Raw genomic sequence first — 24,406 nt, 5'->3', positions numbered from 1 at the left:
AAAGATCTTTTCCACCTGCCCTGTTTTTTAGAAATAAGGGTACTCCATTTCCTTCTGATTCTTCCCTGACTCTTTCTTGACGTTGGTGATCAGCTGTTGAAACTGGCCGATTGCTCCGTTCAGTTCATCGATTTGTCTTGAAACCTCTTCCCAATTGATCTCTTCCATGAGACCACCCAGCTGTTTGATCCAGTCCATCTTCGCTGTCGAGTTTTCCTTTTTCGCAGATGGAAGGGACTCCCAGAAAGGATCATCTTCGCCGAGGATCATATATTTCTCGTAATAACTTTGGATCAATTTATGATTTTTCCTCAACTGTCCCTTTACTTTCGGGTGTTTGTTGACAAAGGCTTTGAACTGCTGGACGCTCGGGTGCAATTCATTTGTATTCATCCCTTTTACACCTCACTGTAAGAACTACAGTATAGCCTATGCAGAAAAGAAACGGGCGTTCATGGGACAGTCAAGAAATTCTGTGTATAATACCGCCCGTGAACGCCGACACCAAGGTGTGTGTAATGAGGATCAAGAAGAGCTTTTCTGTGGCCTGGACTGTTCAGCCACCCATGGACCGCTGCGGTGGCGTCTACATATTGAGAGGCAATGTTTTCACCCGCTCGCACATATAAGATTTCACCCAACCGCTCTTTCAGACCATCTCCATTTTTCGAATAGTGAGAAAAATAGTTATTTTGATCCATATCCCGACTATGTCCGTACGCAACGAAAGAGGCTTCTTCATGTTCTAAAAGAGGACTGGCATCATGGATAGCACGGACGCCATTCGTAATCAAAAGGATTTGTGCTTCCATGCCATCTTCAATTCTGCTCCATGCTTTCTTGTCCAACACCTCTTGTAAAGGAAGAGTGCCTCGATAGACGACTTTGTAGGGTTGGTGTTTGAGAAGAACATCATTTCTCAACATCCGAATCGCAAAGATTTCTTTGGTTACGTTGTCGAAGTATAACTGCGCTGACCAGCGATCCCCTAAAGAAATCACAGGCCTTTCAGCGATATCCTTTTCTGTCAGCTCCAGGGTATAAGCTCCTTCACTATCCAGACGATAGGACGATTCAAAGGGGTAAGACTCAGCGACCTCTTCATAAGAATCATGGACACGAACCGGCCCCGCATCCTTCTTAAATAAAACCCCTGTCACCACTTCTCTGTCCTGAATACCGAACTGCATTTCGACCTCTTCATCCGAGCCATATACCCACCAGTCATATCCATATTCACTGGGGTCTTTCCTCAGCGGTTCTCCCATTTCATCCAGTAAAGCACTGGAGGATAACCCACGAAACGAGAAAAATCCCGCTTCATTATCGGGCTCGGGCTGGCCGATCGTTTCTATGGTGGGTTTTGAAAACTCTTTGACCACTTGTTTTTCTATAGGAGGATTCAATAAGAGGAACAAACCAACAGAAAAAAGGATAACCAAACATAAGATTACGGATTTTTTTATCATATCGGACACCTCGTTAAAGACCCATTTGTTTTATGTATAAGCGGCTCGATTGGGGGCTATGATTAGAAAGAGATGATTCATTCCATTCATTAGAAAAAAGCCTGCTCCCATAGAAGCAGGCCCTTGTAATTAGTGAAGCTCAGGACGTTCAGAGATATCCTGCAATGCAACACCCGCGGCATGGTCGGACATTTCTTCTGTCGATAAGTCACCTAGAGAAAGGATACCGGACAGTTTCCCGTTTTCTACTACAGGTAGACGACGTACCTGGTGCTCAGCCATGATTCTGCTCGCCTCTTCTAATGAACAATCCGGTGTACAGCTGTACATACGATCACTCATTACTTGTTGAATCGGTGTAGAATCAGGTTTTTTCGCTGCATATCCACGAATAACCAAGTCACGGTCAGTTACCATACCCATCAGGTTTCCTTGATCATCACAGACAGGAATAGCGCCGACATTCTTTTCTTTCATCATAGAAGCTGCGTCACTCAACTGGTCATTCGTATGACAGATGGAGACATCGCTTGTCATGATATCTTTTACACTTTTCATGAAAGATCCTCCTCATTAATCATGATCAATGTTTATTGTCCCCTTTTTACCGAATTTATTACATGCATCCGGTTTCCTTTTATAGTATAATGAGAACGTAATCACAGATATTAAACGTATGGCAGGACATTAGTCATGTCAAAATTGCAAGCATTACCTTTTCATACTAAAATGAGGTAAGTTACATAACAATTGCGAGGTGGAACAAATGAAATTAGAAGGTACTGGGATTGAAGGTCTGGTTGTAGACTATAAGCCATTGACAGAAATCATGGAAAGTAATGGATTCATCCTCGGAGGATCGTGGGATTATGAGCGCGTCACATACGATTATAAAATACCCGCTCCAGAAAAAAACATCACTTATTATATCCGTATTCAGGGATTTGCCCTTGAAGGGGATATAGATAAGGGAGATGCTGTTGTCCGTTTGATGAAACCGCTTCTAGGACGCCACTACTACCCGCACGGTGTGGAATATGGTCATCAGGAAGGGTTTACCGACAGTATCATTTCCAAAGCAAAATCATTGGTTTCCAAAGTGAGCGAACCAGCGAAGAAATACCACAGTCAAGTGCCGGAACATGTGGTCCTGGACAAGCTTAAAAAATGGGCGGAAGAAAACGAAAACGAGGAAGTTCTTAAGAAAGTCGAAGAACTGTCCACGGATTCCGATCGCCGTATATAATCATTCATCCACGCTTACCGGATGAACAACAGTCGCACATCATTGTATGGTGAGCGACTTTTTTAAAAGGAAGTAAAGACTGCATTTAGGATTGGCCTATGGGGAAAGGAGACGCGTACATAAATTGTTCCGATATCTATCAAAAAAACAGTGGATTTTAATCTTAATCTCCGCTTTACTCATCATTGCAGGGTATTTCATTTTACCTGTCTCTATTCCATTAATACTCGCTTTCGTTACGGCACTATTCTTAAATCCGGCGGTAAGGTTCGTCCAGTTTAAGTTCCGTATCAACCGGAAAATGTCCGTCACGATCGTTTTCTTATTGTTCCTTATCTTTCTTGGTCTTTTGGGCACCTTCGCTGTAACCCGTGCCGTTACTCAAATTGTACAATTGGCGGATAATGCCCCCCAGTACATCAATCAAATCAATAATGTGCTGTTGGATTGGGAAAATCACATGGCGAGTTTTTCACAATCGATGCCTAAAGAATTCGTAGATAAAGTGACTGCAGAAATGATGAATGCCATCGACAGGACAACGACGGCTATTTCCGAAAAGCTGCAGCTGTCCAACATAGCCGCTGCAGCAGCTAAAATACCTGAGCTTCTCGTTAGTTTTCTCGTGTATTTAATCGCCTTGTTTTTGTTCATGCTAGAACTTCCACGTCTGAGGGATAAAATGCACGATCAGTTCACAGAAGCGACGTCAGAAAAAGTGAAATTCATGAACGCACGTCTTTCCTATGTGGTTTTCGGATTTTTAAAAGCCCAATTTCTTGTCAGTATTGTTATATTCTTTGTATCATTGGTCGGTTTATTATGGATCGCGCCCGATGTCGCTTTAATTATGTCGTTAATCATCTGGGCCATAGATTTCATACCTATTATTGGTTCCATTGTCATCCTTGGACCATGGTCTGTGTATATGCTTATTGTCGGGGATATTGCAATAGGGACAAAACTTGGACTACTGGCCATTGTGCTTCTTGCTATCCGAAGGACCGTAGAACCGAAGGTCATGGGAAGACATATCGGGTTGTCACCACTTGCCACATTGATTGCCATGTATCTAGGTTTACAATTAATCGGACTCCTCGGATTCATCCTCGGTCCGCTCGTTGTCATTGCTTTTAACTCCGCTAAGGAAGCGGGCATCATTCGTTGGAACTACAAACTATAAAGAAGAAAAAAACCTGAAGCGACGCTTCAGGTTTTTAAAATTCTTTATTCATCGTATTTTCTTTTTGATGGATCTTTTTCTCTTTCTTAAACACGAGGATATCCATACTTCTTCCCGTATGATTAAATCCGTTATTAATCAACACTTTCTGTGAAGGGATATTATCTTTATCACACTGCGCTTCAATCCCCTCGACCTCTGGATGGTTAAAAGCCCATTCACAAAGAGTTTGAACGGCTTCAGAAGCATAACCGTAATTTCTTTCTGAAGCAACCACATGGTAACCAATCTCTACGTTGCCTTCACTATCTGGTCTCCCTTTGAATCCTATATCTCCGATCACATGCTCGCCTGCCGAGTCAATCATGACCCATGGACCAAATCCCAATTCATCCGAGTCGTTCTCTAAGCGTTCGGCATACATGGGCATCAGCGCCTTCAAGCCGTCATGAGGCCAGTTTTTATTCCATGGCAGCTGGAACTTATAATAAAAAGCGAGCGAATTTTTCATTAGTGTCTGTGCAAGGTCTAAAGTAATCGGGAATAGCTGTAATCTCTCTGTCTTCAATTCCATAGTGGGTCATCCCTTTCCTGTTTTTATGTATATGGAAATTTATGCATCCATACACTCATTCCCTTTACCAACCCAAGATAAACCAAAAACAACGGATCGCTATTCAACGATCCGTTGTTTTTTATGTCCCTAATATCGCTTTGATCATACTTGTTGTCGTGCCACCATCGTAGATAATGTACAACAGCAGATAAACGGCGACTCCCGTCACTGCTGTACAAAACCAGATGATACTCGTGACAGGACCGATTTTACGATGTTTCTTAATCTTACGTTTGAAAGCGAATGTCAAAGTCACTATTCCGAAAACAGCTCCGACTGTCGCCAGTAAGATATGAAAAATCAAGAAGATCGTATAAAAGATCTTCACATCATCGGGTCCCCCGAAGCTTGTGTTCCCCACAAAAATCGTGCGGCTTAAATAAATAATGAAAAAAGTCAGAGCACTGATAGCAGCTGCGATCATCACTTTACGATGCGAGCTTCTCTTGTTTTTTACAATCAGTACCCAACCGATAGCGACGAGTACAGCACTTAATACAATGAAGAATGTACTCAGTGTCGGCAATAACGGCATACTTCCACCTCTTCCCCTCTTACAACTCTCTAAGATTCTGTCTGTACTTGACTTGGCAGTGGATCAATCGTATCTCTTTCCCTATTAAACCAACTGAAGAAAATATAAGCGATGATTGCACCGAAAATTATCTCCTGCGCAATCTTCATGATGATTCCACCTAACTGCTGATCCTCAATCAGTGGCATTGGTGTAAAATAGTTCGGCCCACTCAAGTTTGATGAAAGACCGTTCAGAACGTCCGCAGGTACGCATAAACTCATCGCCTGCATCCATGCACCTGCTTCGGAGTAGGTTTCATAAAGCGGTGCTCCAGCAAAAATGATGAGGCCACAAGCCGGAGTAATCAGCACACCATTGGCGAAAATGAAGCCGATTTTTAAAATCGGGCTTAACCTGTCCAGTCGCTCGAGTGGAGGAAAGACAGCAATCCACATACAAAATGCGACGAACAAAATGATCGTTGTAATGACTGTGTGCGCCAGATCGCTGGATTTTGCGTAATCAAAAACGACAGGCATGTGATACATAGAAAATAGTCCATTGAAAAGCAGCAAGGATATCAACGGTCTCGTAAGAAGATGCAGCACAGATTTCAAGCCTTTAGCTGCAAAAACTTTTTCCCATATCCATATAGGAATCCCTTTGATGACAAGGATCGGAAACAGCAAATAGTAGATGGCCATTTGCGTCATGTGGGCGGTGAACATGATATGCCCAAGCAAGTCTACAGGAGATCCTTTGACGATGTATAAAAGCAGCATTCCGCTATAGAACATAAATTGCTGAAACGCACTCGGACGGTCCGATCCTTTTTTACGTCCTGGTCCTGTTATGTAGAAATACAAGGCGGATAATAACAGAACGAATACGAAATAATACGGGCTCCATAAAGCACGGAAGCCAAATATTTGAAGTTCTAACCACATTGGTGTCTCACCCCAGATTGTTTTACTTGTACTTCTCCATTTTACCTAATTATCGCCAAAAAAACGAGCGTACATAAGGAATTCATGTATTGTTCATAATTTAGTCATAGATCTCTGACGAATAAAGAAAAAAGACCGGGATCCGGTCTTTTTTCATAAAACATATAATCTTACCACCAGATGATGGATGTAAACGTGATGATCGTCAAAGCAGCGATCACTGCTCCTCCGTATATCATGAGTGCAACCATATCATGGCCTTTATTCTTCATGTGCATGAAGTAATAAAGCTGAAAGGCAACCTGTACGACAGCAAGGATAATCAATGTCGGAATGATGAAGTAAGAATTGACTTCCATAATAACCATTCCGAAAGCAACTAATGTAAACAAAATCATCAAAGCAAAAGTAAGAACCTGCTGCTTCATTTCTTCACGATGTTGCTTCTTTTCATACTCACGATGATGAATGGGTTTGGAATGAGAATGATCTGTCATGGATTAACCCACCTTTCCCATAAGATACACAACTGTAAAGATGAAAACCCATACAACGTCGATGAAGTGCCAGTAAAGGCTTGCAATATAAAACTTCGGCGCGTTATAAAGGTTCAATCCACGCTTCTGGTTACGGATCATTAGCGTCACAATCCAGCTAAGTCCAAAGAGAACGTGTCCTCCGTGGAAACCGACCAGCGTGTAAAAAGCTGATCCAAAGGCGGAAGATCGGAATGTAAATCCATATTCGTGGATGTAATGATAGAACTCATAAATTTCCATGCCAAGGAATCCGAGTCCTAAAACTACTGTGATTCCCAACCACATTTGCATCTTTTTGAAATCCTGATTCTTCATATGATACATCGCATAAACACTGGTTAATGAGCTTGTCAGAAGGAGCATCGTCATAATGAAAACAAGCTCCAATCCGAACAGGTGCTCAGGTGTGTTCTCCCCTTGTGTTGAACCATTCAAAGCAAGGTACGTACCAAATAGACTGGCGAACAATACGGTTTCTCCACCAAGGAAAAACCAGAAGCCAATAAATTTATTCTTTCCTTCAAGGGTGGCTTTTTCCGGATCGTGCGGCATACGTTTTGGATTGAGTACATCTTCAGAACTCATTATTTGCCAACCCCCTTCTTAATATCTTCTTCAAGCTCTTCTTTATGAATATGGTGACCCAGGTCATCTTTAACGGATCTGATTAACATAGAACCAAGTGTGATTCCCATACCTACGAACACAGGGATCAACCATATTGGATCATCGATTTGGTAAATAAATCCGAAACCGGCGATGAACAACCCTAAGGACATCGTAAACGGCAGGATCGATGCGTTAGGCATGTGAATGTCACCAAGCGGCTCTGCAGGTGTCATGCCTTCTTTTCCATCCATCTTCTCTACCCATAGTGGATCAAGCCCACGTACAAGCGGTGTCTGTACAAAGTTGTAGTGTGGAGGTGGAGATGGAATTGACCACTCAAGAGTACGGCCATGTTCCCAAGGATCTCCATCTGCTTTCTTCTCTTTTACGGATGTGTACACGACATTAATTAGGAAAATAATCGTACCGATAGCCATTAAGAATGCCCCGATTGTACTGATTAAGTTTCCTGTAGCAAGTCCCTGTCCTTCAAGGAAAACCCAGTAACGACGAGGCATCCCCATAAGTCCTAGGAAGTGTTGGATAAAGAAAGTCAAGTGGAAACCGATAAAGAATGGCCAGAATGCCAGTTTACCCAGCTTCTCATTCAAAACTTTACCGAACATTTTCGGCCACCAGTAGTGTAGAGCTGCAAATATTCCAAAGGCAACTCCGCCCACTATAACGTAGTGGAAGTGTCCGACAACAAAATACGTATCATGATACTGGAAGTCAGCTGCTGCTGCGGCCAGCATAACCCCGGTCATTCCACCGATTGTGAATGAAGGGATAAAGGCGATCGACCATAGCATCGCAGCGGTCATACGAATTTGGCCGCCCCACATCGTAAATAACCAGTTGAAGATCTTGATTCCTGTAGGTACGGCAATCGCCATTGTCGCAACTGCGAAAATGGAGTTAGCAATTGGCCCCATACCAACCGTGAACATGTGGTGGGCCCAAACCATGAACCCTAAGAAACCGATTAGGACAGTCGCAAATACCATCGCTGAATAACCGAAAAGACGTTTCTTAGAGAATGTTGAGAAGATATCACTGAAAGCTCCGAACAACGGAAGAATCAATATGTATACTTCCGGGTGACCGAAGATCCAGAATAAGTGCTCCCAGATGATGGCATTACCACCAAGACCTACATCAAAGAATGCGGATCCGAACATACGGTCAAACATCATTAGGAATAGTCCAACTGTCAAAGCTGGGAAAGCGAATAGAATCAACGTACTTGTGACGAATACAGACCATGTGAACAAAGGCATCCGCATGTACGTCATACCTGGTGCTCTCATGTTTACAATCGTTACAAGGAAGTTAATTCCACCAATTAATGTTCCGGCACCGGATATCTGGAGACCCATAACATAATAGTCTACCCCGTGCCCGGGTGAAGTCGTCGATAATGGTGCATAGTTGGTCCAACCGGCATCCGGTGCACCACCTGTAAACCAGGAGACGTTCAATAAAAGTCCTCCAAATAAGAACAACCAGAACCCTAAGGAGTTCAAAAATGGAAAGGCAACGTCCCTTGCCCCGATCTGTAAAGGAACAACAGCGTTCATAAGGGCAAAGATGAGCGGCATCGCCGCTAAGAAAATCATCGTTGTACCGTGCATTGTGATCATTTCATTGTAAAGTCCAGCGGAAATGAAATCATTGTCTGGCTTCATCAACTGGATACGAATTATCATGGCTTCGAGCCCACCGATTAGGAAAAACAGCCCCCCAGAGACCAAATAAAGATGCGCGATCTTCTTGTGGTCTACTGTTGTCAGGTAATCCCAAATCACAGCGCCGAGCCCACGTTTTTGTGCTACTGCAGTACTCACGCTTTAACCTCCCTTTTCAACCTCTTACTCATAAATACTTACTCTTCGACGCTTTGCATTTCAAGATCGTTTCCGACATCCGAGTGATCCAACTCTAGAAGATAATCAGCGATTTTCTCTGCTTCTCCTGGTTCGACAAGCTGTGGTGGCATTTGGTTACCAGGCTTGACTTCATCTGGATGAAGAATCCAATCGACAAGGTTATCTTTCGATGGCTGAAGGACTCCTGCAATTTTCTCGCGATTTGCAAAGTTCCCTAAGTTCGGTCCTACACCAGCTGACGCGCCACCAATTGCGTGACAACTCATGCAGTTGTCGTTGAACAACTGTTGACCTTCACTTGCAGATGCTGTCTCTTCAGGATCGATATTCTGCATGTCTTCTACCCATTGATCAAACTCATCAGGGCTGACAGCGATTACTTTGAAGTACATTAAGGAGTGGGAAGGTCCGCAAAGTTCAGCACAAAATCCTTCATAAACCCCTTCTTCATAAGCTTCTAAGTACATAGTGTTCATGTTTTCACCAGGGATGGTATCCATCTTACCCGAAATTGCAGGTACCCAGAAGGAGTGGATCACGTCACTGGCTTTCATGTTTAAGTATACCCTTTCATTTGTAGGGATGTAGATTTCCTGACTAGTGGAGATCTCTTGATCCGCATAGTCAAACTGCCACCAATATTGGTTTCCTGTAACATCGACCGTTAAAACGCCTTCATCTCCTTGCGTCGATTGGTCAGCGAGGTCGAAAGTCGCCTGTACAGTAGGGATTGCAAGCACTAGCAGCAAAATAATTGGAATGACTGTCCAAATCACTTCCAAAGCTTTGTTCCCTTCTGTTTGTTTCGGAACGATGTGTTCCTGTCCCTTCTTCTCACGATAACGGAGAAGAACGAAAGCATAAATGGCCATAACGATTACGAAAACGAAAATCATTATCGCAATACTGATCAACATAAGATCAAATAATAATTCCGAGCCATACCCTTTTGGTTTCAGTGCACTGATGTTTTCAATACCACATCCGGTAAGGAGCATGGTTAGAGCACCAAATAAGAATAATGAACGGAACTTTCCCATCCAACCTCTCATGCGTCATACCTCTCTTTCTCTTGTAATGCATTTTTTTATTTAGAAACTGACCTCCTGCTAGGAGGTCAGTTCTTTAAAATGGGAATGGCAAAGTGACGATGACCATCATAAAGAACATGATCGTCAGATAGTTCAAGGAAAAAATGAACATCCATGTCGCCCACTTGTAGTCGTCTTTCATGAAAAAGCCCGCAATCCCTAAAGCCAACCAGCCGATAGAGAGCACGTAAGCCGTAATGAGAAAGACTGTGCCGAGAGAAGCTAAATAAATCGGTAATGGGAGCAAACAAGCAACATAAACGACGATTTGACGTTTTGTCATCTCGAATCCGTGCACAACAGGGAGCATCGGAATGCCAGCTGCTTTGTATTCATCCTTCTTCTTCATGGCTAGTGCCAGGAAGTGAGGCGTCTGCCAAATGAACATAATGAGAAACAGAATCAATGCTTCCAATTGCAATCCTGGATCAACAGCAGCCCAACCGATTAATGGTGGTACAGCTCCTGAGAAGCTTCCAACCACTGTATTAATCGTGTACTTTCTCTTTGTCCACATCGTGTATAGGACGACGTAGACGAACCAGCCAAATGCGCCCCACAAGGCCGCTTGCCATGTTGTGAGGAGCAATGTGACAAATCCGAGAATGGATACGCTGATCCCCAATGTTTTTATAAATGATAAAGACATCGTTCCTGTCACTGTCGGACGATTGTTCGTCCGTGACATGATTGGGTCAATGTCTCTGTCATACCAATTGTTAAGAATACATCCGCCGGCAATTACGAAAGCGGTTCCGAGCATCGTCAGCAGGAAAGTGACCCACTGATCAAAAAATAGTGTACCAGTATAATGGAGAGCCAGCCAAAATCCTGCGAATGTAGTAATCAAATTAGAATTAATGATACCGACTTTGATCAAGCTCTTTATATCAGCTAACAAAGAATGGTCATTGGTTTTTGTTTGGATCATTTCTGTAGAAGCAGATTCGACTGTTCTTGGATTGTCCATCGTATTATCTTCCTCCTTCTACCACCCTCTTAAGAAGAAAACCTGTGAGTCATTATTTATCAATGAAATCACCGAGGGCTATTTCCATTCTTACATCCTTAAGGATGACAAGAAACATCAAAATAATTGTATCATGTAATCGTAGTTCTATCTATTTAAACTCAACAATTTTATTTTTTTGTGACAACTTTGTGAAACACCACTCACTCTTAGTATCTACCATTCTAAACGATTTTAACGCTGTGTGTGGGAATACCTGAGAAAGTGAGGATGTGGCTATATAAAACACACCCTTTTATTTCTAGCAAAACTTGACTCACATTGCAAGTTTTTTTCAAGACTTTAGTGATTTTAGAGAGGTAAAATGGTATGATATCCTCCGTGTTCTTTTGACCGGAATGGAGGTGGCTTCATGCCATGCGATTATTGAAGTTGTTGTCTGTGCTTGCCACATTAGGTATGCTGCTCGTTTTATTAGGCGGGGCTCTCGTCACTAAAACTGACTCAGGTATGGGGTGTGGAAACAGCTGGCCCTTATGTCATGGTGAATGGATCCCATCGAACATTGACCTTGCTTTAATCATAGAATTGAGCCACCGCCTTGTATCAGGCGGCGTTGGCTTACTGGTACTGGGTCTTTCCATACGGGCTTGGGTGAAAATTGGTCATATACGTGAGGTGAAATTCCTCTCTTTTCTCGCTTTCTTTTTCCTGCTCGCTCAAGGTTTGATCGGAGCTGCTGCCGTAAAGTGGGGACAGTCTGATTTTGTACTGGCTATCCATTTCGGCATTTCCCTTGTGTCCTTTGCTGCTGTGCTCTTACTGATGTTGATCATATTTGAAATCGACCGAAAATTCGATGCACGGTCCTTATGCATTCGAAAAGACTTCAGGTTTCATATTTATACTTTAACGGCCTATACATTAATCGTTGTTTATACAGGGGCACTCGTCCGTCACACCTACTCATCAATGGCTTGCCTGGACTGGCCGATGTGTGCGAATGCATCCCCTTTCGACTTTTCATCATACGGGACAGCTCAATGGATTCAAATGGGACATCGCGCCCTCGCAGGAGGCGTTCTGATATGGACCGTCCTACTCACGTTGAAAGCTTTGAGAGATTACAAGAACAGCCCAATCATGCAAAAAGGCTGGGTGTTCGCTTCCATTCTTATGGTAGCTCAAGTACTCGTTGGTGCGTTCGTTATTATTACCTATGTTCATTTGGGTCTGGCTCTCCTGCATGCGCTGATTATTTCTCTTTATATCGGCGTTTTATCCTACTTCCTATTACTGTCTTCCAGAAGTGCCAAATATGAACGTTCCGTGAAGTAAATCAAATTAAAAACCTCAGTGCCCATGCTTCTGAGGTTTTCAACCTTCCATAAATGCTTTTGATTGTGGAAAACTCCATTTCGAGATGTCTTAATATTTAACAGTATAAAAAAATAGAGGAAGGCTTTGGTAACCTTCCTCTCTTTTCATGTTATTCAAATTCGATCAGTAAATCTCCAACATGGATGGCTTCGTTGTTCTCAACATAAATATCCTTGATGACTCCATCAAAAGGTGCCTGAACTGTCGTCTCCATTTTCATGGCTTCCGTTATCATCAGGTGATCACCTTTCTTCACTTCCTCACCTTTATTGGACAACACTTTAATGACCGTCCCCGGCATCGTTGCTCCAATATGTTTGCTGTTTGCTTTGTCTGCTTTCGGACGCTGCTGAACAGCCGCTTTCACGTTTTCATCCTTCACAACGACTTCCCGAGGTTGTCCATTTAACTCGAAGTAAAGGGTACGGGTCCCATCGATCTGCGGCTCACCAACGGAGACAAGCTTCACGATCAAGGTCTTCCCTTGTTCAATATCCACTTCAATTTCTTCACCAAGTCTCATGCCATAGAAGAAAGTCGGAGTATCGAGAACGGACATATCTCCGTACTGCTCCCTGAACTTATGATGATCCATGAACACTTTTGGATAAAGAGCATAGCTGATCATATCAAAGCTTGTTACTTGACGATCAAGAGAATGGAACAGGGTCTCTTTCAAGTTGTTAAAGTCGACTGGTTCTAAAAGCTCCCCTGGTCTTACCGTGATCGGCTCCCTGCCTTTTAAAATGATCCGTTGAAGTTCAGCCGGGAACCCACCGTAAGGCTGCCCGAGATACCCTTGGAAAAATTCAACGACACTGTCAGGGAAATCAAGAGAATCGCCTTTTTCGTAAATATCATCTTCATTCAATTCATTCTGGACCATGTAAAGGGCCATATCACCGACGATTTTGGAAGAAGGAGTCACTTTCACGATATCTCCGAACATATCATTCACACGGCGGTACATAGACTTAACTTCATCCCAGCGGTTTCCTAACCCGACCGCTTTTGCTTGTTGCTGTAAGTTGCTGTATTGGCCTCCCGGCATTTCGTGTTCATACACTTCTGTATGCGGGGCCATCATACCACTTTCGAAATCCTGGTAGTATTTCCTCGTGTCTTCCCAGTAATGTCCGAGCTCTTCGTAAGCAGAGATATTTACATTCGGTTTCCGCTTACTACCTTCGAGGGCATAATAAAGACTGTTGGCACTTGGCTGAGAGGTCAATCCTGCCATTGAACCCGTTGCCACATCTACAACATCAACACCGGCTTCAATCGCTTTGGCATACGTGAACAACCCATTCCCGCTGGTGTCGTGTGTATGAAGATGGATCGGGATGTCGACAGTTTCCTTCAATGTGTGAATCAACTGATAAGCCGCTTCCGGTTTGAGGAGGCCGGCCATATCTTTAATGCCCAGGATATGTGCTCCTGCTTCCTGAAGTTCAAGCGCCAGCTTTTTATAGTAGGCGAGATCATATTTCGGTCGGCTGCTATCAAGAATGTCCCCCGTATAACACATAGTCGCTTCTGCTACTTTCCCACTCTCCCTCACAGATTGGATAGCAGGCTTCATACCTTCCACCCAGTTCAGGCTGTCGAAAATCCGGAAGACATCAATGCCGGCGGAGGCACTTTTTTCAACAAATTCACGAATGAGATTGTCGGGGTAGTTTTTATATCCGACTGCATTGGAAGCTCTTAAGAGCATTTGGAAAAGTACATTCGGTGCTTTTGCTCGCAATTTCAACAAACGCTCCCAAGGATCTTCATTCAAGAAACGATACGAGACATCGAACGTTGCTCCACCCCACATTTCTAATGAGAACAAATCAGGTAAAAGACGGGCGGTCGGTTCTGCAATATTCTCAAGATCCTTGGTCCGTACACGGGTAGCGAGCAACGACTGGTGGGCATCACGGAAGGTTGTATCTGTGAGCAGCACTTCATTTCTTTCTTTCAACCACGTGGCAAGACCTTCAGGACCTCGTTCATTAAGTATTTGTTTCGTTCCTCCCGGTATCGGTTCCGAATGCTTAATGATTGGAATTCTCGGTTTGGAATAGCCTGGTTTCTTGCGATTGCCATATCCTTCGAAACCATTGATGGTACGATCAGCAATATATGACAACATTTTCGTCCCGCGGTCTTTTCGCTTTGGAAAAACAAAGAGCTCTGGAGAACGATCAATAAACGTTGTATCATATTCTCCCGATAGGAACTGCTTATGTTGAACCACATTTTCTAAGAAAGGAATGTTGGTTTTAATTCCACGGATACGGAATTCTTTCAAGTTCCTGACCATCTTATGAGCGGCTTGATCAAAACTGAGTGCCCAAGTAGAAAGTTTAACCAGTAAAGAATCATAGTAAGGAGAGATGACGGCACCCTGAAATCCGTTTCCGGCATCAAGCCTTACGCCAAAACCGCCTCCTGAACGGTAGGCCATGATTTTTCCTGTGTCAGGCATGAAGTTGTTCAAAGGATCCTCTGTCGTCACACGGGATTGAATGGCATAGCCGTGTGTGACAATATCCTCTTGTTTCGGTATGGAAATACGGTCGCCATGCAGGTCAAACCCTTCCGCAACAAGAATTTGTGTCTGTACAATATCAACGCCGGTAATCATCTCTGTGATCGTATGCTCGACCTGCACACGAGGGTTGACTTCTATAAAATAAAAATCATCACCGGTCACTAAAAATTCCACGGTTCCTGCGTTGATATATTTCACGTTATCCATGAGCTTGACGGCAGCATCGCAAATAGCCTCTCTTACTTCATCTTTCAAGCTGACACTTGGGGCGATTTCCACCACTTTCTGGTGCCTACGCTGAACCGAGCAGTCCCTTTCATACAGATGGACAATGTTCCCCTCACGGTCTCCGATGATTTGAACTTCGATGTGTTTTGGTTGTTCAATCAGCTTTTCGACGTAAACTTCATCACTACCGAATGCTGCTCGTGCTTCCGATCGGGCACGATCATAAGATTCTTCCAAAGTTGTAGCACTTCTGACGACACGCATTCCCCGGCCACCACCGCCCATCGCTGCTTTAATCATCAATGGATAGCCATGATCTTCACCAAATTCACGAATCTCTTCCACTCCACTGACAGGTCCGTCGCTTCCTGGAATGACGGGAATCTCCGCTTGTACGGCTTGATCTCTCGCTTTCACCTTGTCTCCAAACATATTCAAATGTTCACTGGTCGGCCCGATGAATGTAAGACCCTCTTCTTCACATCTTCTTGCAAACTCAATGTTTTCAGATAAAAATCCGTATCCTGGGTGTATGGCATCTACCCCCACGCTCTTAGCGATTTCAATAATTCCTTCAATATCCAAATACGCATCAATCGGCTTTTTTCCTTCACCAATCAAATAAGCCTCATCGGCCTTGTAACGGTGATAAGAACCTGTATCTTCCTGCGAATAAATGGCGACTGTACGAATATTTAATTCTGTACACGCCCGAAAGACTCGGATAGCGATCTCTCCACGGTTAGCAACTAATACTTTATTGATTTTCTTCGTATTTGCCATGATTCCACTCCCTGTTTGTCTATGTTTTAGGAATTTGTACGTTCTGTTACATAGCTTTCTACTCAGGGATCGAAAATTCCTTCAAATCTGACAATTTCCGTAATAAACAATACAGGGGAGCCGTCCCTCTTAACCAACAATTTATGTAAAAAAGTGAAAATAAAAAAACTCAAATCACAACATACTGTCGCAATTTGAGTTCTTATCTTATGACTTCTGTGCAGCCTCATGCAAAACGTTCAACTGTTTTTCAAGGTTATCCAAAAGTGCTTTTCCTTCTTCGTCGCTGATTAAATTCAAGCGAACCGCAAAATGAATTTCGCGGGATAATCCAAACATTTGTGTATCTAAAACTTCTTCGTAAAGTGGACACTGAGGCATCGTCAAGTTGTCCATCTGTACTTTTATTAACCTTAGTATTTTATCAGCGTCAGCTTTTAGAAGGGCATAGGCTTTTTCTCGATGATCCACAGCCACATCAGACAACATCAAAATCCCCTCCAATGTACAAGTCTTTCTTCTTTTCATCTTATCGTTTAACACAATAAAATGCAACATTGGAATGAACAATTAGAAGATCGATAAATCGTAACGATTGGACAAAATTTCCAAAAGTTTCAAGCCGACCACGCTGTTCCCTTTTTCATCAAGGCTTGGTCCATAAACCGCAATTCCTCCAAAATCGTTCAACGATGCAAGGACAGATCCCGAGACACCACTTTTTGCGGGTATACCCACTTTAATAGCAAAAGATCCTGAAGCATCATACATGCCGCACGTAACCATAAAGGTTTTACATATTCTTGCAAGATGCTTTGGAATAATTCTGCGACCAGAATGGATGTCCTTTCCACCATTCGCAAGCAGCGCTCCAATCCGGGCCAGTTGACAGACATTTACTTCAATCGCACATTGTTTCGTATAGGCATCAAGCGTTTCCTCCACACTTCCGGTAACAATTTGATGCTGCTTCATGTAAAAAAGCAAGGACCTGTTCAGAAAAGCAGATTCAAATTCTGATGTGGCTACTTCTTCGTTGTAACCAATGGAATGATCATCGGTCAAGTCATGGATAAAGCTCAACAAGCGCCCCACTTTCTCATCAGGCGTGTCTCCGTGAATCATATTGGTCACCGCTAGAGCCCCGGCATTGATCATGGGATTAAGCGGTTTGGATGGAATTTGTTCCAAACGGTAAATCGAGTGAAACGGATCTCCTGTCGGTTCCATGCCTACACGATCGAATACGTAACTTTCTCCGTTATCCATGAGAGCAAGTGCAAGCGAAATGACTTTCGATATGCTTTGAAGCGTAAACCTTACTTCCGTTTCTCCAGCTTCTACTGCATTTCCGTCTATATAATGGATAGCGACCGCGAGATCTTCCGGGTTGCTGCGTGATAACGCCGGAATATAGTTAGCCACCTGGCCGTCGTATGCATATGGTCGAACATTCTCTAACCAATCTTCCAACACGCTTTCTGTAATATCTTTAATCAATGGATCATGCCTCCTTTAATGAAATCGAATTCATTTTTTGCTATGATTTTGGATGGATGACTTTTTATTAATCGAAAGGTGGCCACAGCCATGATTGTTCAAATAGCAGGAAATGTTAAATTCCCCATCACACTCGACCCAACCGTCTGGATTTTCGACGATCGTAAAAAAACGTTCTCAGAGGTATTCGAAGGTGAAGAAAACCCAGTAGAACCAACAGAAGAAGACGAATTAAAACGCCAGTCTACACGTTTTGACCGAGAAGTCTATCAACAAAAAATCAATCCACCAGTTAACAAAAGTATCAATCGTTATGAAAAACAAAGAATTTTGAAAGGTACCTTCCTCATGCCACTGAAACCTTTCCTACATACCAGCGAACCAGCAGCCGGTGTAAAAAAAGCGGCACTGGTCACGGATGAAGGCGAAGAAGTAATCGATGCAGATGTTTTATCCGATTCACTTCTACTTTTCGCTGAAAACGGAAAGCCATTGCAAGAGCAGGGGCCCGTTCATCTTTATTTCAAAGATGGATCCAACCGTTCCGAACCGATCAAAGGAATCAAAAAAATCGTATTGCAGTAAAGGATGGGACAGCTTTTTAAGCTGTCCTTTTTGTATATTATCTGCAAGCTGACACAGGCTATAAATAAAAAAGTGGTGATTCCTTTGAAAAAATTAATTTGGTTAACAGCCCTTTTGGCCTTAGTTGCGTGTCAGCAAAACGGCGGTGAAGAGTCACTGCTGCAGGAACGACAAAACGATCCTGAGTTGAAATATGTCACCGATTCAGATCCAGTAGAAAAGAAAAGCATGACGAGTCAACAAGCAGCAAGGCACCTCGCCAAGCTCGCTATACAAGTGCCTGATGTTCATGATGCAACAGCCCTCGTTCTTGGCGACTATGTAGTTGTAGGAATTGATGTCGACAAAGACCTCGATCGCTCTCGCGTTGGCGTCATCAAATACTCTGTAGCCGAAGCCTTGAAACATGACCCATACGGAAAGCAGGCAGCTGTCATTGCAGACGCAGATGGTGTAGAACGACTCAGAGGCCTTGGCCAGAAGATGTCCGAAGGTCACCCAGTGGAAGCTGTAACCGATGAACTGAGTCAAATCGTCGGTCGTTATATGCCGAGTGGTTCGGTTGAAGAAAAGCCACAATCGAACTCAAACCAGGACTCTGTAACTGAAAAGGAACAAAAACAACTCGAGAAAATTGAAAAAGAACAATCAAAACAAGACTAAACGAACAGAAAAACAGCTAAATCCTCGCAGGGATTTAGCTGTTGCTTTTCTCAAGGATTTCTCTTTCTTTTTCTGTCAGCTCATTATAGTATTGGACACCGAATTGAGATCCCTCTGCAACCATGTCTGAATTATCAAGAGAGGCTGTCTCAGGCTTCCCTGCTTCCTCTACAGGAAGGTCTTCTGTTTTCCCAAAATTACTCTGGAATGATTTTGCCTTGTCTTTGACTTGCTGACGGTTGTCCTCATCTTTTAAGAAGTAAGCAAGTGTTCCTCCAATTGCAGCACCGATAGCTGTGAAAATCCAACGTTTTCTCAAACAAATCATCCTTTCATCTACTTCTGTAATACATTTCCCATTCATTATTGAAGTCAAACGTGGAAATCTCATCTATTTATAAAAAACTTATTATGTTAAACTATATGTAATCGAATGGAAAATAGAGGTGAAAAAGATGCGTGTACAATGCGTCATTTGCGATGAAATCGAGAAAATTGACAGCTACTGCCTACAGGCAAAACGACTTCGGAATCGCCGGATTCACACGTACATGTGTCAATCCTGCCACGATCGTATAGAAGATAACACAAAAAAACGTTTAGCTACCGGTAATTTCCGTTTCAACAGAGAGCGAAAAAAAGAAAAGCATTTAAGCTAGTCACTGAAAGAGAGAGGTTTTCCTCTCTCTTTTTTATTTGTTAAACATAAGATCCCGTTTGTGGAAGACTCAGTTTCGAGATGATTGTATGATTCTAGGGGCTCCGGGAAAAGGTTCGTCTTGCTCCATCGTCCAGACACTCGCGTCATAAGCAGAAGAGCAAAGGAATGGAAAACACATTCCTTTGCTCTTCTGCTTATGCCAGTCGTGTCTACCAGGACGATTCCGCATTTGAACACTTTCCATGGGGCGGGCGGTGAGCCTCCTCAGGCTACGCCTTCCGGGGTCTCACCTGTCCCACACGTCCCATAGGAGGCTCACCGTTTCCCTCCGCCCCTTTGCTATATCAGAGTCTCGAAACCACTTCTAAAAGGGGCAGCTTGAATAGTTGAGGGAAGTCGATGATTAGAACACTTGTATTCATAAGTAACGTTCCAATTCTTCTCCCCTGGGCGGGCATTTAGTGCGTTGTATCAAGCATTTGCGTATGCTCTATACCTCAATGGAGTAAAGTTTATATTATTAACTTCTAATAACCATGTAAGCTGATTTTTTAAGTGGTGGTTTCGAGACACTTATAAAGTAAAGGGGCGGAGGGGAATGGCGAGACTCCTGCGGGAAAAAAGTGCTTGGTGAGACCCCACAGGACGCAGTCCGAGGAGGCTCACCGCGCTCCCGCGGAAAGCGAGCTATTCCCTGTAGCCCCTATCCACTCAAAAAACATCTCGAAACTGACTCTTCCACAATCCTGCCATATACTTTAAGTACTCATTAGAACAGCATTCTGCACATGAATGCTAAACAAAAAACCCCCTTTCCTTACTAAGGAAAGGGGGTTTTGGGTCAGGATGATTCGTTTTGCTGACGGGCTCCGCGTTCTCTGTGAAGCCGGATCCGGTAAATACCAAGGATCAAGGCTGCAACGACCAAACTTTCTGGGAGCGGTAAATTCAATCCAAGGATCAAAGTTAAAACGAACGTACCTATGATAAGAACGGAATAAACAACAATCGTTTTCATCAAAGGTAGTTTTCTGGCAAATCCCAGTTTGAATGTAAGGATGGCAAGTATAACAGTCGTTAAGTATAGAAGCATGAAAGATCGAAAGAGCATGGTCACTTCGCTTTCATCATTTAAATTCACTTCACTTCCAAATCCGCGGAAAAAGAAGTCGGCCACCGGCCATAGATCCGTCGGCACAGGTAGTGTGGACATATCGTTCATGATGTTCCTCCTCATGGATACCCTATTCTGTTATCTATCATACTAGAAAGCCCTGCCGGATGCTACCCGTGAAACCATTTTCATTATATCGACAAATCCTATATAATAGACCTGAATAGAGGTGAGCCTTTTGAAGAACTTTCATATGAACACAGCACTATTAGCCAGTTTAGTTATTCTATCATTTGTCGCCGTTGGTTTTGCTATCGGCCAAGAAATCTTCTGGCTTGCAGCCGTCCTTTTCTTTTCTGGATTTGCTCTTATGAGTATAGGTTTGAGAAGAAAAAGAAAACATCAGCAAACATCCTGAATCATGCAGAAAGCGACCTCGAACGAGGTCGCTTTCTTTTATTTTTTCAAACGAACGTAATCCTTCGATATTTCTTCATGAATGTTCGACCGGCTGGCAAGGACTGTTGTTTTGTTCAGCAAGTCCAACTCTTCGCGATCGGCACGGGTAACGATTCCACCGACTTCACGAACGATGATACTTCCAGCAGCATAATCCCAAGGCATCAACGTCATCGTCAAGTAACCATCCAGAAGCCCTTCAGCAACAAAAGCAAATTCCAAAGCAGCAGAACCATAGGATCTTGTACTACGCAATTTTTTCACTAAATCTTCCATGCCTTTATGATCTACGTGTGGATTTTCAGGTATTAACCAGGTAGTATTCAGTGCGAGTATCGATTGATTCAATGGACGTTTTTCATCAAGTTGCGGTAACTTTTGTTCGTTCTTATAGGCGCCTTCGCCTCGTTTAGCTGTATATAAAACACCGTCCATGACATTGTAAATCAAACCAATTTCACCGACACCATCATAATACACCCCAACAGAAATGGCGAAATTCCTTTTTTGATGAACAAAATTCATTGTTCCGTCAATAGGATCTACAATCCAGACCGTTCCTCCAAGGTCTTCTATTTCATCACCGAATCCCTCTTCTCCTAACAAGTAATGATCCGGATACGTATCATTGATTTTTTTTGCGAAAAATTGTTCTGTTTCCTGATCCATTTCCGTGACCAGGTCATTCGGGTTGGATTTCGTTTCAATGGATCGAGGCGAATCAATGTTGGTTTTGATTCGTTCACCAGCTTCCAAGACCCAAGCTTTTGCGTTTTCAAAAATCTCGTTCTTTTTCTGTTGATCCATAACATCGTACCCCTTTTATAAGTATCAAGTTTTATCGTACCAAATCCGTCCAAACATTGCATCAAATCCGATCCCCTTGTCCAACTAAAGCTCCCTTTTCTTGAAGACTCAGTTTCGAGAAGATTTTGTGGTTCTAGGGACTCCGGGAAAAGGTTCGCTTTCCAAGGGCGGGCGGTGAGCCTCCGCCCCATCCACTCAAAAAACATCTCGAAACTGAGTCTTCAACAATCCGCCTATTCTTCAGTAAGCTTAGTGTTTTAAGGCAATAAAAAAGACGAGCAACTTTAGTGTTGCTCGCTCTTATATGGACCATTCAATCAATTGCTTACGAAGTTCAGAGAGTCTTCTCTTTGTTTTTTTAATTTGTTCGACATCTCCGGCGATCATGGCATCATGCAAGGTCACCAATTCGTAATCAATCTCCATACGGATTACCGGGAGCTTCTCTTCCGCTTCTCTTTTACGCAATGCTTCCATGACATGTTTCACTGCTAACCCCTCCCTTTCAAATCCTTACTATATATATATGTGACTTTTGCGACATAAGTTTCAATTAGATTACTTATATGTAACCCATTTTCACAGAATTCAAACCAGGGGAACACATCACTTAGTAAGCGTGGTTCGTTGTGGTAAAATAAGGGCGAGAAATGAAGGAGTTGATCGAATGACGACATTTAGTGGATTTACACAAGAGGACTTTGATGTTTTTTCCATTCCAGGATTAGAAAATAGAATGGAAGCTTTAAAAGATCGTATTTCCCCAAAGCTTGAGGCTGTAGCGACAGAGCTCTCTGCAGATGTCACAGCAATGACGGGTGACGAAATGTTCGTTCACGTAGCGAAACACGCCCGACGTAAAACTAATCCGCCGAACGATACTTGGGCAGCTCTCGCTTCAAATAAACGCGGATACAAGAAGCTTCCCCATTTCCAAATTGGCTTGTGGGAGTCTCATGTATTCATATGGTTTGCTGTAATCTACGAAAGTCCCATCAAACAGGACTTTGCTTATAAATTGGAGCAAAACAAGGATGAAGTTCTCCAACATATCCCGGAGGACTATGTATGGTCCATCGATCATACGAAACCGGACAGCATTCCTCAGTCTGATGTTGATGAAGACAAGTTCTTGAGCATGACCGAGCGTCTGAAGACTGTGAAAAAAGCTGAGATCCTGTGCGGCAGGAACATTGAACGCGGAGATGACCGTCTGAAAGATCCAGATGCTTTCCTTAAGCTTTGTAGAGAAACATTCCAAACCCTTGAACCTTTATACCGTTACACAAAACAACTCGATCAGTAAACAAAAAAGGCGCCCATGAGGGAGCGCCTTTTTTGTTTACATTTTCAATTTGTCGCCTTTACTAAGACCTTTCGCCTGTTTCACAGTTCTGTAACAAGAATAGCCGGATTCTTTCTCAAATTGTCCGCAAAGCGTTTTTTCTTCACTTTTAGATGGAACGATTTGTTTAAACCGTGTATAAGCGAGCATCAGCTCATCGCGGTCGACTCCTTTTTCATAGGCTTGTTCTACCATACTGTAAAAATTAACGACATCGATAATTTCTTCTTTTGACCAATACACTTCATCGATTGGATACGTATAACTCACTTTTCTCCTCCTTATCTGCTCCAACGGTTGCGAATTTCTTCCGCTTCCGTGACTATGCGTTTAAACAGCTCACTGACCGATGGAACATCATGGATCCTTGAAGCCACTTGCCCAGCCCAGCCAAATCCGCCGGCTTGTTTTCCATCATATATGAAGGTTTTATTCGCTTCACCGTTGATGTAGGATTTTAAGCCTTCGTAACCAGCTTGTTCCTCTTCCAATTCCAAGATACGCGCTGTCCACTCATTTTTCAAGGCACGAGCCGGGGCCTTCAAACTTCTTTTTATGATGGTGGTGGATGTCTCGTCCGCTTGTATCAAAGCTTCCAGATAAGCGGGATGGGCATGGACACATTCTTTAGTTGCTATAAACCGCGTCCCCATCTCTACCCCTTCCGCTCCTAAAGCAAGGGCAGCCATCAAACCCCTTCCGTCTCCTACTCCTCCTGACGCTATAACAGGGATATCAACGGCGTCCACGACTTGCGGCGTCAGGACGAATGTACCAACATCATCACGTCCAAGGTGTCCCCCACCTTCATGACCGACGACCATAACGGCATCAGCACCCAGCTCTTCCGCTTTAACTGCCTGACGTCTTGCTGCTACAAGAACGAGGGTTTTGATTCCAGTACCTTTGACTAACTCGAGCACTGGTGCAGGATTTCCGCCTGTCACAGATATGACCGGTACATTTTCTTCCACAGCCACTTGAACCATCTCTTGGAAAGGACGACCATGCTGGCCGATTGCGAAGTTCACACCAAACGGTCGGTTCGTTTTTTTTCTTACTGCAGCGATTTCCATCCTTAGTTGATCGGTACCTTCCATACTCATCGCCGTTAATTGACCAAGTCCTCCAGCGTCTGAAACCGCTGCAGCCAATTCAGAATAAGCGAGGTGAGCAAGCCCTCCCTGGATAATCGGGTATGTAATGCCTAAAGCTTCTGTAACGCGAGTTTTCCATTCCACATGAACCCCTCCCCTTTGTTTC

The 24,406-nt window shown here is 43.3% G+C and carries 28 protein-coding genes; 8 read left to right on the top strand and 20 right to left on the bottom strand.

Annotated features, from left to right (window positions below):
* Positions 1 to 27: 27 nt before the first annotated feature.
* From ylbD to J0K78_RS00515, 3 genes are all read right to left on the bottom strand, one after another.
* Positions 28 to 393, bottom strand: coding sequence for a spore coat protein YlbD (gene ylbD, locus J0K78_RS00525; protein ID WP_206944962.1), 366 nt, complete (start codon positions 391 to 393; stop codon positions 28 to 30).
* Positions 394 to 452: 59 nt separating this feature from the next.
* Positions 453 to 1,469, bottom strand: a complete 1,017-nt coding sequence (locus J0K78_RS00520) for a CAP domain-containing protein (RefSeq protein WP_206944961.1) — start codon at positions 1,467 to 1,469, stop codon at positions 453 to 455.
* 129 nt (positions 1,470 to 1,598) lie between these two features.
* Entirely contained in the window at positions 1,599 to 2,027 is a 429-nt protein-coding gene (locus J0K78_RS00515) for a CBS domain-containing protein (protein WP_160912999.1), read from the bottom strand.
* A 208-nt stretch (positions 2,028 to 2,235) separates the two neighbouring features.
* Between J0K78_RS00515 and J0K78_RS00510 the strand changes: the two genes are divergently transcribed.
* Positions 2,236 to 2,715: a YugN family protein gene (locus J0K78_RS00510; protein WP_160912998.1), complete on the top strand. Its 480-nt coding sequence runs from the start codon at positions 2,236 to 2,238 to the stop codon at positions 2,713 to 2,715.
* Positions 2,716 to 2,839: 124 nt separating this feature from the next.
* The gene (ytvI, locus tag J0K78_RS00505; protein WP_206944960.1) at positions 2,840 to 3,898 is read left to right on the top strand and encodes a sporulation integral membrane protein YtvI; all 1,059 of its coding nucleotides are present in this window, start codon (positions 2,840 to 2,842) and stop codon (positions 3,896 to 3,898) included.
* A 34-nt stretch (positions 3,899 to 3,932) separates the two neighbouring features.
* On the opposite strand, the gene J0K78_RS00500 is transcribed toward ytvI, so the two are convergent.
* The 8 genes from J0K78_RS00500 to cyoE all read right to left on the bottom strand — a co-directional run bounded on the left by J0K78_RS00500 (position 3,933) and on the right by cyoE (position 11,076).
* Positions 3,933 to 4,472 carry a GNAT family N-acetyltransferase gene (locus tag J0K78_RS00500; RefSeq protein WP_206944959.1) on the bottom strand — a complete coding sequence of 180 codons (540 nt, stop codon included), beginning with the start codon at positions 4,470 to 4,472 and terminating at the stop codon, positions 3,933 to 3,935.
* 121 nt (positions 4,473 to 4,593) lie between these two features.
* On the bottom strand, positions 4,594 to 5,049 hold the full coding sequence (locus J0K78_RS00495; protein WP_089652781.1) for a DUF420 domain-containing protein: 456 nt from the start codon (positions 5,047 to 5,049) through the stop codon (positions 4,594 to 4,596).
* Between the two features lie 29 nt (positions 5,050 to 5,078).
* Positions 5,079 to 5,978, bottom strand: a complete 900-nt coding sequence (gene ctaG, locus J0K78_RS00490) for a cytochrome c oxidase assembly factor CtaG (RefSeq protein WP_206944958.1) — start codon at positions 5,976 to 5,978, stop codon at positions 5,079 to 5,081.
* Between the two features lie 170 nt (positions 5,979 to 6,148).
* Positions 6,149 to 6,475 (bottom strand): cytochrome c oxidase subunit IVB, encoded by a 327-nt coding sequence (gene ctaF, locus J0K78_RS00485; protein WP_206944957.1) that lies wholly within the window; start codon positions 6,473 to 6,475, stop codon positions 6,149 to 6,151.
* A gap of 3 nt (positions 6,476 to 6,478) precedes the next feature.
* A complete protein-coding gene (locus J0K78_RS00480; RefSeq protein ID WP_206944956.1) occupies positions 6,479 to 7,102 on the bottom strand; it encodes a cytochrome (ubi)quinol oxidase subunit III in 624 nt (207 codons plus the stop codon).
* Complete coding sequence (gene ctaD / locus J0K78_RS00475; RefSeq protein ID WP_206944955.1) at positions 7,102 to 8,973, bottom strand: cytochrome c oxidase subunit I; 1,872 nt, start codon at positions 8,971 to 8,973, stop codon at positions 7,102 to 7,104. Before ctaD ends, J0K78_RS00480 begins: the two co-directional genes overlap by 1 nt.
* Before the next feature lie 38 nt (positions 8,974 to 9,011).
* Complete coding sequence (gene coxB / locus J0K78_RS00470) at positions 9,012 to 10,067, bottom strand: cytochrome c oxidase subunit II (RefSeq protein WP_206944954.1); 1,056 nt, start codon at positions 10,065 to 10,067, stop codon at positions 9,012 to 9,014.
* Between the two features lie 73 nt (positions 10,068 to 10,140).
* Positions 10,141 to 11,076 carry a heme o synthase gene (cyoE, locus tag J0K78_RS00465; protein WP_206944953.1) on the bottom strand — a complete coding sequence of 312 codons (936 nt, stop codon included), beginning with the start codon at positions 11,074 to 11,076 and terminating at the stop codon, positions 10,141 to 10,143.
* Positions 11,077 to 11,493: 417 nt separating this feature from the next.
* Here cyoE and J0K78_RS00460 point away from each other — a divergent pair, with 417 nt between their 5' ends.
* Positions 11,494 to 12,414 (top strand): COX15/CtaA family protein, encoded by a 921-nt coding sequence (locus tag J0K78_RS00460; RefSeq protein WP_206944952.1) that lies wholly within the window; start codon positions 11,494 to 11,496, stop codon positions 12,412 to 12,414.
* Positions 12,415 to 12,565: 151 nt separating this feature from the next.
* On the opposite strand, the gene pyc is transcribed toward J0K78_RS00460, so the two are convergent.
* The 3 genes from pyc to glsA form a co-directional block, all read right to left on the bottom strand.
* Positions 12,566 to 16,009 (bottom strand): pyruvate carboxylase, encoded by a 3,444-nt coding sequence (gene pyc, locus J0K78_RS00455; protein ID WP_206944951.1) that lies wholly within the window; start codon positions 16,007 to 16,009, stop codon positions 12,566 to 12,568.
* Between the two features lie 207 nt (positions 16,010 to 16,216).
* The gene (locus J0K78_RS00450) at positions 16,217 to 16,498 is read right to left on the bottom strand and encodes an Fpa/YlaN family protein (RefSeq protein ID WP_075036512.1); all 282 of its coding nucleotides are present in this window, start codon (positions 16,496 to 16,498) and stop codon (positions 16,217 to 16,219) included.
* Positions 16,499 to 16,579: 81 nt separating this feature from the next.
* Entirely contained in the window at positions 16,580 to 17,509 is a 930-nt protein-coding gene (glsA, locus tag J0K78_RS00445) for a glutaminase A (RefSeq protein WP_206944950.1), read from the bottom strand.
* 90 nt (positions 17,510 to 17,599) lie between these two features.
* Here glsA and J0K78_RS00440 point away from each other — a divergent pair, with 90 nt between their 5' ends.
* Both J0K78_RS00440 and J0K78_RS00435 read left to right on the top strand, forming a co-directional pair.
* Entirely contained in the window at positions 17,600 to 18,094 is a 495-nt protein-coding gene (locus tag J0K78_RS00440) for a hypothetical protein (protein ID WP_206944949.1), read from the top strand.
* A gap of 84 nt (positions 18,095 to 18,178) precedes the next feature.
* Positions 18,179 to 18,757: a YhcN/YlaJ family sporulation lipoprotein gene (locus tag J0K78_RS00435; RefSeq protein WP_206944948.1), complete on the top strand. Its 579-nt coding sequence runs from the start codon at positions 18,179 to 18,181 to the stop codon at positions 18,755 to 18,757.
* Between the two features lie 34 nt (positions 18,758 to 18,791).
* On the opposite strand, the gene J0K78_RS00430 is transcribed toward J0K78_RS00435, so the two are convergent.
* On the bottom strand, positions 18,792 to 19,085 hold the full coding sequence (locus J0K78_RS00430) for a hypothetical protein (protein WP_370551070.1): 294 nt from the start codon (positions 19,083 to 19,085) through the stop codon (positions 18,792 to 18,794).
* 127 nt (positions 19,086 to 19,212) lie between these two features.
* Here J0K78_RS00430 and J0K78_RS00425 point away from each other — a divergent pair, with 127 nt between their 5' ends.
* Entirely contained in the window at positions 19,213 to 19,416 is a 204-nt protein-coding gene (locus J0K78_RS00425; protein ID WP_160912966.1) for a YlaI family protein, read from the top strand.
* Positions 19,417 to 20,259: 843 nt separating this feature from the next.
* Here the strand turns inward: J0K78_RS00425 and J0K78_RS00420 are convergent.
* Positions 20,260 to 20,640: a YlaH-like family protein gene (locus J0K78_RS00420; RefSeq protein ID WP_160912964.1), complete on the bottom strand. Its 381-nt coding sequence runs from the start codon at positions 20,638 to 20,640 to the stop codon at positions 20,260 to 20,262.
* Positions 20,641 to 20,761: 121 nt separating this feature from the next.
* Here J0K78_RS00420 and J0K78_RS00415 point away from each other — a divergent pair, with 121 nt between their 5' ends.
* Positions 20,762 to 20,950 (top strand): hypothetical protein, encoded by a 189-nt coding sequence (locus J0K78_RS00415; RefSeq protein WP_370550779.1) that lies wholly within the window; start codon positions 20,762 to 20,764, stop codon positions 20,948 to 20,950.
* A 38-nt stretch (positions 20,951 to 20,988) separates the two neighbouring features.
* Here J0K78_RS00415 and J0K78_RS00410 read toward each other — a convergent pair whose 3' ends face one another.
* Together J0K78_RS00410 and J0K78_RS00405 are read right to left on the bottom strand one after the other, a co-directional pair.
* Complete coding sequence (locus J0K78_RS00410; RefSeq protein ID WP_206944945.1) at positions 20,989 to 21,798, bottom strand: inositol monophosphatase family protein; 810 nt, start codon at positions 21,796 to 21,798, stop codon at positions 20,989 to 20,991.
* A gap of 300 nt (positions 21,799 to 22,098) precedes the next feature.
* The gene (locus tag J0K78_RS00405) at positions 22,099 to 22,287 is read right to left on the bottom strand and encodes a hypothetical protein (RefSeq protein ID WP_146818828.1); all 189 of its coding nucleotides are present in this window, start codon (positions 22,285 to 22,287) and stop codon (positions 22,099 to 22,101) included.
* Between the two features lie 178 nt (positions 22,288 to 22,465).
* On the opposite strand from J0K78_RS00405, the gene J0K78_RS00400 reads away from it, so the two are divergent.
* Entirely contained in the window at positions 22,466 to 23,104 is a 639-nt protein-coding gene (locus tag J0K78_RS00400; protein ID WP_206944944.1) for a YktB family protein, read from the top strand.
* Positions 23,105 to 23,140: 36 nt separating this feature from the next.
* Here the strand turns inward: J0K78_RS00400 and J0K78_RS00395 are convergent, their stop codons facing one another.
* Both J0K78_RS00395 and J0K78_RS00390 read right to left on the bottom strand, forming a co-directional pair.
* Positions 23,141 to 23,413, bottom strand: coding sequence for a UPF0223 family protein (locus J0K78_RS00395; RefSeq protein ID WP_206944943.1), 273 nt, complete (start codon positions 23,411 to 23,413; stop codon positions 23,141 to 23,143).
* A gap of 11 nt (positions 23,414 to 23,424) precedes the next feature.
* Positions 23,425 to 24,384 carry an NAD(P)H-dependent flavin oxidoreductase gene (locus J0K78_RS00390; RefSeq protein ID WP_206944942.1) on the bottom strand — a complete coding sequence of 320 codons (960 nt, stop codon included), beginning with the start codon at positions 24,382 to 24,384 and terminating at the stop codon, positions 23,425 to 23,427.
* Positions 24,385 to 24,406: the final 22 nt, after the last annotated feature.

Source organism: Halobacillus sp. GSS1, assembly GCF_017307035.1.
Classification (GTDB): domain Bacteria; phylum Bacillota; class Bacilli; order Bacillales; family Halobacillaceae; genus Halobacillus; species Halobacillus litoralis.
This window is presented reverse-complemented; position numbering and strand designations above follow the sequence as displayed.

Coding starts and splice junctions, on each gene's coding strand:
- J0K78_RS00510 (WP_160912998.1), top strand. CDS start 2,236: ATGAAATTAGAAGGTACTGGGATTGAAGGTCTGGTTGTAGACTATAAG.
- J0K78_RS00500 (WP_206944959.1), bottom strand. CDS start 4,472: ATGGAATTGAAGACAGAGAGATTACAGCTATTCCCGATTACTTTAGAC.
- J0K78_RS00480 (WP_206944956.1), bottom strand. CDS start 7,102: ATGAGTTCTGAAGATGTACTCAATCCAAAACGTATGCCGCACGATCCG.
- J0K78_RS00515 (WP_160912999.1), bottom strand. CDS start 2,027: ATGAAAAGTGTAAAAGATATCATGACAAGCGATGTCTCCATCTGTCAT.
- J0K78_RS00450 (WP_075036512.1), bottom strand. CDS start 16,498: ATGTTGTCTGATGTGGCTGTGGATCATCGAGAAAAAGCCTATGCCCTT.
- cyoE (WP_206944953.1), bottom strand. CDS start 11,076: ATGGACAATCCAAGAACAGTCGAATCTGCTTCTACAGAAATGATCCAA.
- J0K78_RS00410 (WP_206944945.1), bottom strand. CDS start 21,798: ATGGATCAACAGAAAAAGAACGAGATTTTTGAAAACGCAAAAGCTTGG.
- J0K78_RS00495 (WP_089652781.1), bottom strand. CDS start 5,049: ATGCCGTTATTGCCGACACTGAGTACATTCTTCATTGTATTAAGTGCT.
- coxB (WP_206944954.1), bottom strand. CDS start 10,067: ATGAGAGGTTGGATGGGAAAGTTCCGTTCATTATTCTTATTTGGTGCT.
- J0K78_RS00420 (WP_160912964.1), bottom strand. CDS start 20,640: ATGAACGATATGTCCACACTACCTGTGCCGACGGATCTATGGCCGGTG.
- ylbD (WP_206944962.1), bottom strand. CDS start 393: ATGAATACAAATGAATTGCACCCGAGCGTCCAGCAGTTCAAAGCCTTT.
- ctaG (WP_206944958.1), bottom strand. CDS start 5,978: ATGTGGTTAGAACTTCAAATATTTGGCTTCCGTGCTTTATGGAGCCCG.
- J0K78_RS00520 (WP_206944961.1), bottom strand. CDS start 1,469: ATGATAAAAAAATCCGTAATCTTATGTTTGGTTATCCTTTTTTCTGTT.
- J0K78_RS00440 (WP_206944949.1), top strand. CDS start 17,600: ATGATTGTTCAAATAGCAGGAAATGTTAAATTCCCCATCACACTCGAC.
- ctaF (WP_206944957.1), bottom strand. CDS start 6,475: ATGACAGATCATTCTCATTCCAAACCCATTCATCATCGTGAGTATGAA.
- J0K78_RS00425 (WP_160912966.1), top strand. CDS start 19,213: ATGCGTGTACAATGCGTCATTTGCGATGAAATCGAGAAAATTGACAGC.
- pyc (WP_206944951.1), bottom strand. CDS start 16,009: ATGGCAAATACGAAGAAAATCAATAAAGTATTAGTTGCTAACCGTGGA.
- J0K78_RS00460 (WP_206944952.1), top strand. CDS start 11,494: ATGCGATTATTGAAGTTGTTGTCTGTGCTTGCCACATTAGGTATGCTG.
- J0K78_RS00400 (WP_206944944.1), top strand. CDS start 22,466: ATGACGACATTTAGTGGATTTACACAAGAGGACTTTGATGTTTTTTCC.
- J0K78_RS00430 (WP_370551070.1), bottom strand. CDS start 19,085: ATGATTTGTTTGAGAAAACGTTGGATTTTCACAGCTATCGGTGCTGCA.